Here is a 15,613-nt window from a genome sequence, read left to right as displayed (position 1 = left end):
TACTTCTTAGTTATGCCAAAGTATTTAGCAGACCAGATATTGGATAGTTGAAAAGGAATAAATATGAATCTACAAACACTGAGGCGGATGTTTCTTTACAGGTTGATAGTTTTAGGCTTTTCAGTAGGGCTTGCAGTACCTGCTATTGCAGCAGACTTTAATAAGACGGGTGCACTCGCTAATCAAGGCAATGCATCAGCTCAATTCAACCTTGGTGTGATGTACGACGAAGGTAATGGCGTTGCTCAAAACACTGCTAAAGCATTTGAGTGGTATCAGAAGTCAGCAGAACAAGGCAGTGCATCAGCTCAATTTAATATTGGATGGATGTACGAGCATGCTGATGGCGTTAGTCAAGATTCTGTAAAAGCAGTTGAATGGTACAGGAAAGCCGCTGATCAAGGGTATGGTGATGCGCAGTATAATCTTGGATGGATGTACCATAACGGTAGAGGCGTTAGACAAGATTATGATCAAGCAATGGATTGGTATTTAAAAGCTGCCTACCAAGGGGATGCTGGAGCGCAAAATAATATTGGTGATATGTACGAAAAAGGCGCTGGCGTTAGTAAGGATGACGTAAAAGCAGCTATATGGTATTTGAAGGCGGCCAATCAAGAATATGCTTTAGCTCAAAACAGTCTGGGATTAATGTACTTTGAGGGCAGAGGTGTTCTTCAAGATAAAAAGCAGTCAAGAGATTGGTATAGTAAAGCTTGTGATAATGGCGATCAACCTAGTTGTGATGAACTATGAATAGTTAGATAAGGAGTATGAACAATCATGAGAATATTAAGAGGGAAGATTATTCATAGTGCACTAATTTTAGGCCTTTCGTTAGGATTATCTACATTAGCTTCAGCAGGAGGTTTTGTAACAATAGACACATTAGCGGAGCAAGAAGGTATGCCAGGTCAAGAAACTGATAAATTATTTGAGTGGTATAAAAAAGCGGCTGAACAGGGCGATGCCTCAGCTCAATATCACCTTGGAGAGATGTATGCTGGAGGTGATAGCGTTCCTCAAAGTTATGAGAACGCTTTTGAGTGGATACAAAAAGCGGCTAACCAAGAAATTGTAGCAGCACAGCGTAGACTTGGATGGTTGTACGATACAGGAAGCGGTGTCCAACAAGATGATACCAATGCCGTCAAATGGTACCGAAAAGCTGCTGATAAGGGAGATGCAGAATCTCAGTTTAATCTTGGGATGGCATATAAGTTAGGAAATGGTATTTCTAAAGATAATGACAAAGCGCTTGAGTGGTATACGAAAGCAGCAGATCAAGAGTACTCCTTTGCTCAAAATGCTCTTGGAGAAATGTATGCAAATGGTGATGGTATCCCACAGGATTATCAGAAAGCAATGGAATGGTACCTAAAAGCAGCTAACCAAATATATGATGCTAATGATATTAGAAATGCTGGAATATCATACGCTCAATACAATCTTGGTCAAATGTATGCAAAGGGTGAAGGTGTTCCTAGAAATACTGTAATCGCACTAGAATGGTTTAAAAAGGGCTGTAATAACGAAGATGAAGATAGCTGTGATCAATATGTTTTACTAAGCAGGCAATAGTATTTAAATACTAAAGTGAGGATGAATAGTGGAAAAGTTCAGCGCGGACGATTCAATAGAGACTAACTTACGCTCAATTTATCTTCTAGGTGCTAATACAGCAACCTATAAGTTTGCTCTTACAAAGAGCTTACTAGATTTGAAGGGCACCGATAGTACATTTATTTCCTTGGACGATCTGACGCCTATTTTCGCTCGTCATTTATTAGAACACGTTAAGTCGGGCAAAAAACAAAACACCTCAAAAAATGGCTCAAAATTAATCAGTGCTTTGTATGATCATGCTCAAGAGAATTTGACGTTAGAACAGACGCTACAAGTTGTAAGAGCGGAAGGGTTTAAGTATGTTCTTGATGCTTTTCATAACTTGCCACAGCAGTCAAAGTCCATTCCTTTTTTTGAGAAAGCGCTGAAAGATAAAAAGCAAGGTATTATATTAACTGATGAGTTGTACGATATTTTTGCAAGCGACAACTATGATAATTTTCAACAAGAGGTCGAAGGGAGATGGAATCTAGTTGAATCGGCTTGGGGTGAACAAACAGCTATAAGAGTACAGTATGATCCTGAAACTCAAGAGCTGTTTTATCTAAGGCCTATCTCTAATAACGCTTACATAAGTAACTATAAGCGTAAGGCATTGACACCACTACGGCGACCACTCAATGGTTATCAGAAGGGTAAATGCTTCTACTGTAATCAACACATTGATATTGCCTCTAATAAAGAAGCTACGTGTCAAGTAGACCACTTCTTGCCACACTCTTTAATGCACAAATCACGTTATGACTTGCAGTTAGACGAAATATGGAACTTAGTTTTGGCTTGTAAACAGTGTAATGGCTTTAGTGAAAAGGGTGGGCGTCTACCTGCTAAGGAATTTTTAGCTAAACTTGCTCGACGAAATGAGTATTTGATTGAAAGCAATCTACCTATAAAAGAGACGATCATCGACCAATGTGGTAAAACGCCAGCTGCTAGAGAAAACTTTCTAAATAAAAGGTACGTGGCCTGTATTGATATCTCTAATACTAAAGTGCCATGGAGTCCTAAACTAATATACGACATAGATTTTTAAATAACGCTATGAATAAAGACCGTACATTAAGCTACTATAATGAACAAGCATCTGCTTACTATCAGCAAACGTACGCAGTTAGTCTTGAGGATATCTACAGTCAATTTATTGATAAACTTACTTCTGACTCAGTTCAGATGATCCTTGATGTCGGATGTGGTAGTGGACGAGACAGCAAGTATTTTGCTAATTTAGGTTTTACTGTCACAGCAGTTGATGGAAGCGTGAAACTACTTAATTTAGCGAAAGAAAATTGTGAGCACGATATCGATTGGCTGCAACTGAGCTTTCATGACATTGCTAAGCAAAATTGGATAAATCACTTTACCGGCATCTGGGCTTGTGCGTCTTTACTCCATGTACCCTTTAATGAGTTGCCCAGCATCTTAAACACATTAGTCATAGCTCTCAAAACAGATGGTGTGATTTATCTGTCATTTAAGTATGGTGATAGAGAGCGCTTAGATGGTGATAGGTTTTTCTGTGATATGAATGATAGCCGTATAGAGCAGCTCTTAACTAAAGTAGCTAACGTGACTTTGGTTAAGAGCTGGCAAAGCTATGATAAGCGCTACGCTAATTCAACTATATGGTTTAATATAATCATGATAAAGCTAATAGAATCATGACTTTGCCTCTATTTTTAAGGCGCTAGAATATAATATAAACAACGGCTTTTATTTTTTTATTTCAGAAGTTAAGCGTATAACTTCGAAAGACTACTTTATAAATTCATCCAATTTCGAAGCCAAGATTTGACGTCTATTTATTAGATTAAAGTTTAGGATACTGTTAACATACACAAAATTTTGACTTGCCTATAATTTTGTTTGAACAATAAATCGATTATAGATTAAATCTCCACATTTAATCATCCCACTCCTAATAACTCATTTATCACTTTTTAGTCTATGGTGCTTTATATAGTTGTGTTTGAAATCCCAGTTAGGGAGTCAAGTGCCCTTTCAATATATTTAGGGTAGTTGATTTGCTCATATATAGCATAAATCGATTTTTAATTTTTAACTATTAATAGCATTTATATACCAATCAGCGATAACTCAGTTATAGCAAAATCTCTTAGTGACAAGGTAGAACGTAGTAATGAATTGGGACGAATGGATAGCAGAAAACCGCAAGCAGATTGAACATGTTGCCGGCTATGAAGAAAACTTTGTCAGAACTATTTTAGCCAAAATACCTGAGATAAGACCAGAAGATGTCACCGCTCAATACCATTTTAGAGACTCAAATGGCGGTAATAGATACATTGACTTTATGATCTCAAATGAATCAAAAGGCTATAAATTACCCATTGAGCTAGATGGCTATTGGAAAGTAAATAACTATCGTGATTTTAACGATATGTTAGAAAGACAGAATGATTTAATGGCAATCTATGGTGTATTGCTTAGGTACACCAATAATAAGATGAATCATGAGCCAGATAAAGTCGTTGTTGAGATCCGTAAAACACTAGAGATGCAAAGTAAAAATCAGCTTAGTCAAAAAACAGTTGAAAAGCAAAATCAGCAGCGTGTTGATGAGTATCAACAAGAGCTCAATCAACTAAAGAACGAGCTTACCCAGCAGAAAGCCAACCATAACCAATCCTCTTCTACGATTACTGGTAGCGAAATTGCAAGTATCCAAGCAGCAATTGCAGAGCTACAAGCCAATATCAATCAGAATAACGCTCCTAAAGTACAACCCACTCCAAGCGAACCAATCATCGTAAGTAAACCTAAAGAGCCAGCTAAAACAAAAGTTACAGGCAACCAGATGCTCATAGCAGGTTCTGCTGGATTAGTGATTGTGGCATTAGGTGCCAATGCCTTCTTTAATAAAAGCAATGATAATGCGCCAATGACGTTAGTCGATGAGTCGTCATCTTTAGTGTACGATACAGATGATGAGCAAAGTAGTATCGATAGCGGTAACATCATAACTGGTAATGATCAGGCGTCAACGAGCGCTGATGCTTTTGATACAAGCAGGGCAGTCATTGCAGCTCAGAATAGCAATACCAACACACCGTCGTTTGAAGACACTCCTAATGAACCTGTATTTCAAGATATACCACCACCTGCCGCCACCGTCAAAAGAGAAGTTGAAAAAGTTGACGTCTATCAACCGCCTTCTAATCAGGCACAGAATAACCAAAGCTACGAAGCTGCGGTCTCTAACACAGTACCAGCTGCACAAGCCTATAATCATATAGGTGATTACCGTGTCGTGTGTGGTTATGTTGCTCAGGTCAAAGGCTTTAGCAAAGGCAAGTATCTCAATCTTGGTACCTCATACCCCAATCAAGATGTCACTGTAGTAGTATGGAATTCTGATATGGGTAACTTCGATAACCTAGATCAATACGAAGGCAGAGATATATGTGTACAAGGTACTGTCAGCTCCTATAAAGGTACACCGCAGGTTAAACTATCTTCTATGAATCAGTTGCAGTAAAGCCATGTGGACTTTTCTTATAGCTATACTCATTTTCCTTTTTTTACTGATACTCCCAGCTTTATCTTCAATGTATGATCAAGAGTACAGTGAACAAGGAAAGAGGCAGAAAGAGAGAGAAAGACTAAATAATGAAACTGATGCAGCGTTAGCTAATAAAAAAGCGCTAAATGATGCAGAAGATCGTAGACTTGCAACTGAGAAAGCAAAGCTTGCTCATGAAAAGAGAGAAATTGAAGCAAGTAAAAAGGCAAGTCAAAACCATCTCACAGTTAGCCAGCTCATTATCTACTCATCTGTATTTATAGCTATTGCTATCGCCATTATTCTATTTTTTAAAAATATCAGTTCAATCTGATTATTATTGAGATCACTATGCTTAAAAAACTTACCGTCGTTATGAGTATTATGTTATTTGGCTCTACATTGTCATATGCTGCCGAGCCTAAAATTGAAGCTTTTAAAGCACCGTTCCATGTTGGGAAAACAGTCATGGCTTGTGGCACATTAGCTGAGACTAAGCATTTCTCTAACAGGCATTATCTTAACTTGGATAAAAAATATCCTAATCAATCATTAACAGTACTCGTGTGGAATAAAGACTATCGCTGGTTTGAAGAGCGTTTCGGTAAGATAGATGGTTTCGTCGGTAGACGTTTCTGTGCTAGAGGGAAGATTGAGGAATATAAAAATAACATGCAAATGCAGGTCACCAACCCACAGTTCTTGAGACTAATGAATAATTAATATGCCTCATTAGTCGCATTCAATACTGACGCCTTTAACAAGTATATTATTAGCATAAAAGTGCCTGCAGTTTTTTGAAGATTGATTTCGTAAAGCCATTCTTCGAGATCATGTTGGCAAAATAAAGAAGATATAGGTGCTCTGCAAGATAAAATTAAATTGCAGTAATGACATGACGAAGTTTCTGATTAAGATAATTCATAAGGCGGCGATGAGTTATAACCGATTGAATCGATGAGCGAGACGCTCAATGCAAACGAATAATATTAAATGGCTAACTAGCTTAGCAGTAATAGGGTTGATCGCATGCACACCAGCGACAAATGCTTTTGATTTATATGGTTCGGGATTTATCGAAGTGAATGAGCAGACATAGAGTGAGAATTACACGACTCCTTATCCATTTACGGTGCCTGAGGGTGAGATTGGGTGTGCCTAAAATCTTGCTTTTGGTCGTGAGGTGTACTTTAACCCTAAGGGATACACTGATGAATCTTATGTTGGTACACCTCTTAATAAATCAGCGGTTGAGGGCGTGAAGCTAGGTGGTATGGCTCCAAATGTGCCTTATAGTATCAAGGAGCGAGCTGATCTTAGCGAAGCCGTACAAGTTGAACTTAGGGTTTGCGATGAGCAGGAAGATAGGTTTGCAAATAGCTGATTCAACACTCCCAAAACGTTATGATAAATGATTCTGACGCAAAAAATTCACCGGATCGGTTGCTCTAAAATATATCTGCTAACATACAAATGTGAACCCCCAAAATAATAATGAGAGCAAGACCATGAACTTTTCGAATACTTCATTGATACGTAAATTAACTCTTTTTTTAGTGGTAGCGATACTATCTGCGTCAGCCATAGCAGTAGATATTAGTCCAAATCAACGTTTAGCTAAACAAGGGGACGCCAACGCTCAATTTAGTCTTGGTTTGATGTATTACAATGGCAACGGCGTGCGTCAGGATTATGTCAAGGCAGCCGAGTGGTATGAAAAAGCTGCCAATCAAGGGATGCCTTTTGCTCAATACAATCTTGCTTTAATGTATGAACAAGGTAGAGGCATTCGTCAGGATTATGTCAAGGCAGTCGAGTGGTATCAAAAAGTTGCTAATCAAGGGCTTGCTGAGGCTCAATTTAGTCTGGGTGCAATGTACGGTAAAGGCAACGGCGTTCGTCAGGATGACGCTAAAGCAGTCGAATGGTATCAAAAATCTGCCGACCAAGGGGTTGCTCGTGCTCAATTTACACTGGGTGCAATGTACGACAAAGGTTATGGCGTTAGTCAGGATTACGTTAAAGCAATCGAATGGTATCAAAAAGCTGCTAATCAAGGGGATTCTAATGCTCAATACAATCTTGGTGGGATGTATAGCGATGGCAACGGCGTTAGTCAGGATTATGCCAAGGCAGCTGAGTGGTATCAAAGAGCTGCCAACCAAGGGCATGCTTGGGCTCAACACAATCTTGGTGGAATGTACGACAAAGGCAATGGCGTTCGTCAGGATTATGTCAAGGCAGTCGAATGGTATCAAAAAGCCGCCGACCAAGGTTCAGTTAGGGCTCAGGACAGTCTTGATTCTATATACGAGAAGAGCTTAGATGTGCGTCAGAACAAAGTTGTTCCTAAAAAAAATCTTGGAATGGCGGTAACACCGATAGTAAAAGACTTTACTACTACAAAAAATTTAGCCGAACGTGGTAATGCTTCAGCCCAAAATGATCTTGGCATAATGTACGAAAAAGGCGAACGTGTGCCTCAAGACTACGTGAAAGCAAGACAGTGGTATGAAAAAGCAGCTAACCAAGGATATGCAGAAGCTCAACACAATCTTGGCGTAATGTATGAGAAGAGTATTGGAGTACGTCAAGATTACAACAAAGCTTTCGATTTGTACCAAAAAGCAGCTAACCAAGGGCTTGCTGCATCACAAAGTAATTTAGGTTTAATGTATAACAGCGGAAATGTTGTACGTCAAGATTACAACAGAGCTTCTGATTTGTTCCAAAAAGCAGCTAACCAAGGACATGCTGTAGGACAAAATAATCTTGGCGTAATGTATGAGCATGGAACTGGAGTACGTCAGGATTACGCTATGGCGGCAAAGTGGTATGAAAAATCTGCCAATCAAGGATATGCAGAAGCTCAATTCAATCTTGGCGCAATCTACCAGAAAGGTATTGGAGTACCTCAAGATTACAACAAAGCTTTTGATTTATATCAAAAATCTGCCAATCAAGGCTTTACTCCATCATTGAATAGTCTTGGCATAATGTATGAGAGGGGCATTGGAGTACGTCTAGATTACAACAGAGCTTCTGATTTGTTCCAAAAAGCAGCTAACCAAGGTCACTTAAAAGCTCAAAATAATTTAGGGTTAATGTACGCGAATGGAACTGGAGTACGTCAGGATTATACAAAAGCAAAAGAGTGGTTTAGCAAATCTTGTAATGGTGGAGAACAAGAAGGCTGTAATAACTATCGTGTAATAAACCAAAGATAGGCTGTCTGAATTTGCAGAAAAGATCTTAAACTTCGTTTTTCGGACGTTATGATAAATGGTTTCTGAACAAAAAAAGTTATCGGGTCGAGTGCTCTAAAATATATCTGCTAACATGGCATCAGCGCACAAATGTAAATCCCAAAAAACAAACTAAAGAGCCACGCCATGACCTTTCTGAATATCCCATTTATACGTAAATCAATCCTTTTTCTAGCAGCAGCGATGCTGTCTGTATCAGCAATGGCTGCTGATTTTGCTAAGACTAAAGCGTTAGCGGAGCGTGGTGATGCTGATGCTCAGTTTATGACTGGCGCAATGTACCACGAAGGCGTAGGTGTTCGTCAGGATTATGCCAAGGCAGCCAAGTGGGTCGAAAAATCTGCTAAACAAGGGGATGCTAGAGCTCAATTCAACCTTGGTATGATGTACAAAGAAGGTAAAGGCGTTCGTCAGGATTATACACAAGCATTATCTTGGTTCGAAAAAGCTGCCAACCAAGGGTATGTTACTGCTAAAAACAATCTAGGTGCAATGTACAGCGACGGCAAAGGCGTGCGTCAGGACTACGGTACTGCGATAAAGTGGTACAAGGAATCTGCCTATCAAGATAATGCTGAGGCTCAATTCAATCTAGGTTTCATGTACTATTATGGCAAAGGTGTACGTCAAAACACTGCTACTGCCAAAGAATGGTTTAGAAAGGCTTGCGGAAATGGAGATCAAGATAGCTGTCAAAACTATCGCATATTGAATCAAAGTTAGTCTGTAACCAAGGCATGGTACCAAAACAGCCACTCTCGAGCCGATTGTTGGTATTCTCGTTACTGTAGAGAATAACTAATAATGAGAAAGACCGAAAAAACTTGGGCTACAGCATGTTGTTTGATTCCTGGTGTAGAAGTCATAGGCGACTCAAATAACGGTTATATAAATTAGAAACTACAAACAAAATTTACCTCTACTTCCTTTTCACTTGGTCGCCTTCTGTATTTGATTATGATAGTAAGGGTGAGGGTAGCGAAGTCAAATTCGTTGATGATCTACAGCGCCATATCAATTCTGATAAACAGATTGACGCGCTCAAGGATTACCATATCTATTTACTTCGTAATCCTGACAATCGCTATAAAGGATTAGATTTTGCACTAGCCGGTAATTCTTATCCAAACTTTTTATTGTGGTTAGTAAGTAAAGAGACAGGTGAGCAATACCTGACTTTGCTTGATTCTAAAGGTATCCGCAACATAAATACTGATGATGCCAAAATTAATCTGTATAAAGAAATAAGAACCCTTGAGAACCGTTTAGAAGATAAGTTGATACTAAATAGCTTTATTTTGACCACGACGCCAATAAAGTAGTTGATAAACAATTCATTGAGCGAAGATGAGCTTAAAAATAATAATGTGTTGTTTATGGTAGGCAGTCAAACTGCTTATTTAAATGATATGTTTGAGGGGGTATTGGGTTAGAGGAATTTTTAGTTTGAAATAACTAACATAATAGCTATAACCATGTCGGCTATTATGTTTAATAAATAAAGAAAACCTTTAAACTAAATAGTAATGGTCAAGACGCAATGATATCTTGGTCTGCGAAGCCCAAATTCTTCAAAAAATAAGTAGCTTCTTCAGTGTTTCTAAAAACTGTTGCCTGGAATATATTTAGAGCGTCACACAGAATGTGCGACTCACCTTTATATAGCGGTTTCCCTTCAAAGCCACTGAAAACTACGGTAACACCCTCATTGGCTGTAAGCAAAGTAGCTTGCTTAATAGCGCCAATCTTATATCTACTTTTAGCCCAAGACGATGGTATAGAGTCGCTACCACTAATACCACCGAATTTGACTGTACCTTCATCAATCCTATCGGCTAAAGACTTCTCACTTGAAATATTGGTCATTATCGATCTCCGCAAATTATTAATGTGCTATGCACCTTGTATAGTATTTATGCTCTATTGGTAGGGCATAAATACTTATAGTTGATATACTACACACAAATAATAGCTAGATACAAATCTGTCTATTAGCAACGTCATTAAGGGCCTTTTAGCTACCTTGATATTCATTCCAAATAGCATCAAGAGTTGGCTGCTCCCCCAAACATAACTTATTAAGAGCTATCTCAAATAGTTTTGCTCGCGCACGTCGGAATTCGATAAAATCCTTATTAAGATTAGATTGTAGCTCTTCGTTACTCATATTAGAGTAATGTGCTTTTGCTAACAGTTCATAAGGTATGAGATGCGTTCTAAGTCTTGTCTGAACGGAATCGATATCTGAAAGCTCAATACGTTCTTTTAGATATTCAATTGGGTCTTTACGCCCTATAACTCTATTTGTTTTCCAAGTAATCAATGAACAGTTCATCGCATATAAGCTCTTTACTTCGATCTCTTTTAGTAAAGCATCTGGAAATAAGTGATGGTATTCGCGATTTTGAATACTCTCAAACGTTGCCTGACGATTATCTGCGAAATCGTATGCACCAAAATAACTTGCTACAGCCAATACACCTCGTGCTTCTATCCCAACATTTTTAGGCCAACCTGCTTCAGCTAAGGAGTCAGTATTGGATAAGGGGTATTCTTCTTGATTGAATATAGGAACAATACTCCAATCAGTATTAGAAAAGTCTTGTTTGCTTAGTAGTGCTTTTAAACCTTTGTAGTCAGCAAATGCTCTAGAGGCAGCTGAGTTTTCATAGCGGTTTGTAAAAAAGGCAGACCATATATAAGCACGTAGTAGTTTTTCAGCTTTTGCAACAAAATCACCATGCTCTGGTATCAAATTATATAGGGCTGCACTTACAGCAAGAACTGCGTTAGTAGGCAATCTTGCGGCATCGAAAACACCTTGGCTGTCTAATAACCAAGCCATTTTTTCTAGACCAGATTCTAACTTAGCCCAATTGTCTAATAAAATCTCCTTATCCATTTCTATCATGCCTTTATTATTAGGCGCTTTATCTTGTAATAATGCGGATGTAGATAAAATTAAATTTCTGACATCACCAAATCTTATAGCTCTTGGGCATTGGTTAACTAACTGATCTTCTAAGTCGTGTAAAGATTTTCCTGCAACACCCTCAACTTCAGCAACGATAATATCGTAAAGGGAAAGGGGTTTGCTATTTGTATTCATATTAATAAACACCTGTAGTGCAACGTCTTTGGGTGTTTCGATGGGCAGGGATAAGTATGGTAAATTAAAATGAGTGACGCGCTCTCGTAAGCTTTTGATCTCATCTTTGAGTTTTTCTTTAGTTGCTGTATATACTTTATACTTCTTAAGAGCATTTGGATCATCATCGCTTGGTTCTAAGTCGTTAGTCGATTCATTCACCCATTTATCAACTTGATTAGTCAGATCTCCAGGGCACAAAAGATGAATAGGCACCAATCCTCTATATAAACAACTTACTGGATTATCTGCCCATAATGGCATTCTACGTCCATTTTTGTCACGCCATCTTCCCTGGCAATGAACGTCAACTTCATCATTATATTTTGCTTCTCGTTGATCAAATTCGGGTAGATAGACAAAGTACGTCTCAGATTCATAGTTGTTATGCATACTGCGCCAAAAGGCTGTTAATCGTTGTTGTCCATCAAGCAAGTGCTGATTTACAGTACCGATAGTAGTTGGTTCTGCCGTTACTATATATCTTGAAATAAATTTCTCTTTATTACCAACTTCAAGTGCAAGCGTAACCCCTACGGGCAAGTTGTTAATAATAGTATTTAGAAAGCTATTAACGCGATTATAGTCCCATGCTTCAAAACGTTGAAAACGTGGTAGCTTAATTTGTCCTTGTTTAATGTGTTGATACCATATACCTAACGTTCTATCTTGCGCTTTACTTGATTGCTGCATTATGCCCATAGTTTGCTCTTAGTTTATTGAATAAGTGAAGATATCTAACGATTGTGAATTTTTATTTAATACTATATTGCTCAATAAGTTTAGATACCTAGGATGCATTGCCTTTAAGCATTTCTAAAACCTTATCCTCTCCTAGCTGATCAATCAATGCTTGTAGCTTAGAAGTAGGGTTAATCTTGGTTTGCGCATCTGCTCTAAACTCAGCCGTATCTCTACCTTCTCTCAAAGCGTCTAAATAATCAGCCCATTTCTGCATCATATCGCTACGATCATCAACGTAATCAAATCGTCCGTAAGCCGTTCCGTTAGGATCTTTAGTGGTATGTCCTAATGCCATCTCTACAAGCAAGAGAGGGTACTTGAGCTGCTCTTGCATGATGGTCTTTGCAGTAGCTCTAAAACCATGAGCGCAATGTATATTTTGATAGCCTAAATTGTGTAGTTGATTATTAGCAGTAGCGTCTGATATGATCTGATGCTTTTTTGCTGTCTCACTATAAAAGACATATGCGGTATGACCGTTAATCTTTTGCTGCTCACGTAAAATGGCTACTGCTTGCCGTGGTAGGGGGACAACCATGTCTTTGACCATGTTCAATTTGCCTTGTCCCTTTAAAGGCTTAAATTGCCATCTGCTAGCTTCTAGATCCAAGTCAGCCCATCTCATACGACGTAAATCACCATTACGGACAAAGATTAATGCCAATAGCCTAAGGGAGTTGATTGTATTCAAATCACCTTTAGTCTTTTCAATGGCTCGTAGTAACTTGGCTAAGTCTGCTGGTTTGGTAACTGCTGGACGATGACCATAACTGGATCTTGCCAACTGACTTTTAATAAGCGCCGCAGGATTGCTACTACAAAACCCACGAGCACCAGCGTAAACAAATACGTCACTAGCGATACCTGCACAGCGTTCAGCTTTATCAGTAGGCTTGCCAGCTTTGTTTAATGAATTAGATTGGATGTCTAATAATACTTCAAGCATTCTAGGTGAGTCTATTTCACTGATAGGTTCATTACCTATATAAGAACATATAAGTTCTAAACGGCCTTTTTTACGAATTAACGTATTACCTTTTTGAGTCTGATCTAAACTGTCAAAATACTCCCATGCAAAGTGATTAAAAGAGTTTTTAGTTTTACTAATAAGACTGTGCTTTAATTCTTCACGATAGCTCTTTGGGTCAATATTGCGGCTCAGAAGCTCCTCATAGTCACGCCAGATTTCACAGGCACGTGCAAAAGATACGTTTGGATAAACACCAAGCGATATACGTTTATTTTTTGAGTGAGTAGGAGAGAGGTAGCGATAAACCCAAGACTTAGTACCGTTAGGTCTGACCATTAGATACAGCATTGGATAGTTTTTGACAGAGACTAGATATTCCTTGGCATCAGCTTTATGACTGCTAATGCTGCGATCAGAGCTGATAGGCTTACGTGCTTCCATGACTGATACCCCAATGTATATTTAAACCCAGTGTACATAGTAGTGTACATCAGATGCATGGATTGGGGTAGATACAGTAGGACAGTATGAGACACTAGATACAGCAAAGCCCCTGATATCAGGGGCTTTGCATACTCTATAAGATAGTATAGGACTAGGTATTGGTACCGGTGGTCGGACTTGAACCGACACGCTTTTAAAGGCAACGGATTTTGAATCCGTCATGTCTACCAATTCCATCACACCGGCGTGTTAGGTGATAAAGTCTTTAGTGCTAGACTGTATCGAATTGGGCTACAGGGTTATCTCTGTATAGGCTGCGTATTATAGCAGCCTATTTTCGAGCGTCAAGAATTATTTATTATATTTACGATAAAAATTCATTTTTAACCAACGAAGGCGCGTTCAACGGCATAATCTGCTTGCACGCCCATGCGTGGCGAGACAGTGAGACCAAAATCGTCCAAAATCGCTGACACTTCAGCGTTAAAAGGCATACTACCGCAAATCATGACACGGTCGTCGTCTTTATTCATCGGAGGCAGACCAATATCTTCAAAGAATTTACCCGATTTCATCAGGTCAGTGATACGGCCAGTATTTCTAAACTCTTCACGGGTGACTGTAGGGTAGTAGATAAACTTCTCGCGAAACTCTTCACCAAATATTTCGTCGTTTGGCAGTTCTTCTTCGAACATCTCGCGATAAGCCAAGTCTTTGACCTGACGTACGCCGTGTACCAAAATAATCTTATCAAAACGCTCATAGACTTCAGGGTCACGTGCTAACGCTAAAAATGGCGCCAGCCCTGTACCAGTTGAGAGCATATATAAATGCTTACCCGGTAATAAATCGTCCAGTACCAAAGTGCCTGTCGGTTTTTTACTGACCAATAATTCATCGCCAACTTTGATATGCTGCAAACGCGAGGTCAATGGACCATCTTGTACTTTAATAGAGAAAAATTCCAGATGCTCTTCATAGTTAGGGCTGGCAATCGAATAAGCGCGCAATAGCGGCCTACCATCGACAACGATACCAATCATCGCAAACTCGCCATTACGGAAGCGTAAGCCATCGTCACGCGTGGTTTTAATGCTGAATAGAGAGTCATTCCAATGATGAACTTCTGTGACCGTTTCGGTGCGGAGTTTTGACATAAAGCCCTCGTTAGTAAGTGGTAATGTGTATTCGGTAATTGAAATCTGTGTTAAATAAAAAAGTTTAAAGTGATGCAAAGTTTTAATAAGATAAAGCGTTTATTAATTCAGACAAGCAAATGACGCCAGCAAAAAACCGTTATTTTAACATTATTATCAGTTTTTATAAGACGTCAGGTTTTATCAAACCAGCCTTGTTCATAAGAGTAAATCTTGATGCCCGTACTTTATAAATGAAGGCTTTGTGAATGCAACTATATGAATGCAAGCCATTCTCAATAAATTTCTCGCTCATCATAACAAACTTTAAAGTAAAAATCCGTCTGGCTGCCTGTCTGTAGCATGATAAAATGGAATATCGTTAGCGGATAATTTTCTATGATTGGCGCGCGCCATTTATTGTTAGCCATTTACTTCTTGAGATTAGAGTTATGATTTGTCAGACTACGACACCTTTAAGCCATCATATATCACCCATTATTGGCTACCATCGTGCACCGCTGTCGCAAAAATTTGGCGCGCCAAGGCAGCCAAATTTGGTGGCGCTCACCAGTGTGATTGAAATGCTCGCGCCGTATGATACGCCAGCAGCATTTGTCGGACTGGAGGATTTTAGCCACATTTGGGTCAGTTGGCAGTTTCATCATAACTATTTATATAAAGACCCCACTCTCAACTTGAAATAAGCAAATCAAACTGAAGAGGCGGGTTACCAAGTTTTTTATTGAGTACAAAGCA

The 15,613-nt window shown here is 39.0% G+C and carries 13 protein-coding genes, 1 tRNA gene and 1 pseudogene; 10 read left to right on the top strand and 5 right to left on the bottom strand.

The genetic code is table 11. The features are described 5' to 3' along the window. The first annotated feature begins 63 nt into the window (after positions 1-63). The 9 genes from JMX13_RS10905 (at position 64) to JMX13_RS10865 (ending at position 9,135) form a co-directional block, all read left to right on the top strand. Complete coding sequence (locus tag JMX13_RS10905; RefSeq protein ID WP_201612516.1) at positions 64-756, top strand: tetratricopeptide repeat protein; 693 nt, start codon at positions 64-66, stop codon at positions 754-756. 27 nt (positions 757-783) lie between these two features. Then, positions 784-1,581, top strand: coding sequence for a tetratricopeptide repeat protein (locus tag JMX13_RS10900; RefSeq protein ID WP_201612515.1), 798 nt, complete (start codon positions 784-786; stop codon positions 1,579-1,581). Between the two features lie 28 nt (positions 1,582-1,609). Beyond that, on the top strand, positions 1,610-2,659 hold the full coding sequence (locus JMX13_RS10895) for an HNH endonuclease (RefSeq protein ID WP_201612514.1): 1,050 nt from the start codon (positions 1,610-1,612) through the stop codon (positions 2,657-2,659). Positions 2,660-2,667: 8 nt separating this feature from the next. Next, complete coding sequence (locus tag JMX13_RS10890) at positions 2,668-3,288, top strand: class I SAM-dependent methyltransferase (protein WP_201612513.1); 621 nt, start codon at positions 2,668-2,670, stop codon at positions 3,286-3,288. 475 nt (positions 3,289-3,763) lie between these two features. Continuing rightward, positions 3,764-5,122 carry a hypothetical protein gene (locus JMX13_RS10885; RefSeq protein ID WP_201612512.1) on the top strand — a complete coding sequence of 453 codons (1,359 nt, stop codon included), beginning with the start codon at positions 3,764-3,766 and terminating at the stop codon, positions 5,120-5,122. A 4-nt stretch (positions 5,123-5,126) separates the two neighbouring features. Continuing rightward, positions 5,127-5,480, top strand: a complete 354-nt coding sequence (locus JMX13_RS10880; protein WP_201612511.1) for a hypothetical protein — start codon at positions 5,127-5,129, stop codon at positions 5,478-5,480. A 17-nt stretch (positions 5,481-5,497) separates the two neighbouring features. Beyond that, the gene (locus tag JMX13_RS10875) at positions 5,498-5,869 is read left to right on the top strand and encodes a hypothetical protein (RefSeq protein WP_201612510.1); all 372 of its coding nucleotides are present in this window, start codon (positions 5,498-5,500) and stop codon (positions 5,867-5,869) included. A gap of 785 nt (positions 5,870-6,654) precedes the next feature. Then, the gene (locus tag JMX13_RS10870) at positions 6,655-8,373 is read left to right on the top strand and encodes a tetratricopeptide repeat protein (RefSeq protein WP_201612509.1); all 1,719 of its coding nucleotides are present in this window, start codon (positions 6,655-6,657) and stop codon (positions 8,371-8,373) included. Positions 8,374-8,538: 165 nt separating this feature from the next. Next, entirely contained in the window at positions 8,539-9,135 is a 597-nt protein-coding gene (locus tag JMX13_RS10865; protein ID WP_227686294.1) for a tetratricopeptide repeat protein, read from the top strand. A gap of 807 nt (positions 9,136-9,942) precedes the next feature. Here the strand turns inward: JMX13_RS10865 and JMX13_RS10860 are convergent. The 5 genes from JMX13_RS10860 to JMX13_RS10840 all read right to left on the bottom strand — a co-directional run bounded on the left by JMX13_RS10860 (position 9,943) and on the right by JMX13_RS10840 (position 14,875). Further along, positions 9,943-10,278 (bottom strand): hypothetical protein, encoded by a 336-nt coding sequence (locus JMX13_RS10860; protein ID WP_201612508.1) that lies wholly within the window; start codon positions 10,276-10,278, stop codon positions 9,943-9,945. A gap of 148 nt (positions 10,279-10,426) precedes the next feature. Then, positions 10,427-12,262, bottom strand: a complete 1,836-nt coding sequence (locus tag JMX13_RS10855; protein ID WP_201612507.1) for a DUF262 domain-containing protein — start codon at positions 12,260-12,262, stop codon at positions 10,427-10,429. 88 nt (positions 12,263-12,350) lie between these two features. Then, positions 12,351-13,715, bottom strand: coding sequence for a tyrosine-type recombinase/integrase (locus tag JMX13_RS10850; RefSeq protein WP_201612506.1), 1,365 nt, complete (start codon positions 13,713-13,715; stop codon positions 12,351-12,353). 162 nt (positions 13,716-13,877) lie between these two features. Next, a tRNA-Leu gene (locus JMX13_RS10845) sits at positions 13,878-13,964 on the bottom strand. Between the two features lie 137 nt (positions 13,965-14,101). Then, complete coding sequence (locus JMX13_RS10840) at positions 14,102-14,875, bottom strand: ferredoxin--NADP reductase (protein WP_201612505.1); 774 nt, start codon at positions 14,873-14,875, stop codon at positions 14,102-14,104. 431 nt (positions 14,876-15,306) lie between these two features. On the opposite strand from JMX13_RS10840, the pseudogene JMX13_RS10835 reads away from it, so the two are divergent. Beyond that, positions 15,307-15,525, top strand: a pseudogene (locus JMX13_RS10835) (TrmO family methyltransferase); the annotation flags it as partial. Positions 15,526-15,613: the final 88 nt, after the last annotated feature.

This window comes from Psychrobacter immobilis, from assembly GCF_904846285.1.
GTDB classification, from domain to species: Bacteria; Pseudomonadota; Gammaproteobacteria; order Pseudomonadales; family Moraxellaceae; genus Psychrobacter; species Psychrobacter immobilis_D.
This window is presented reverse-complemented; position numbering and strand designations above follow the sequence as displayed.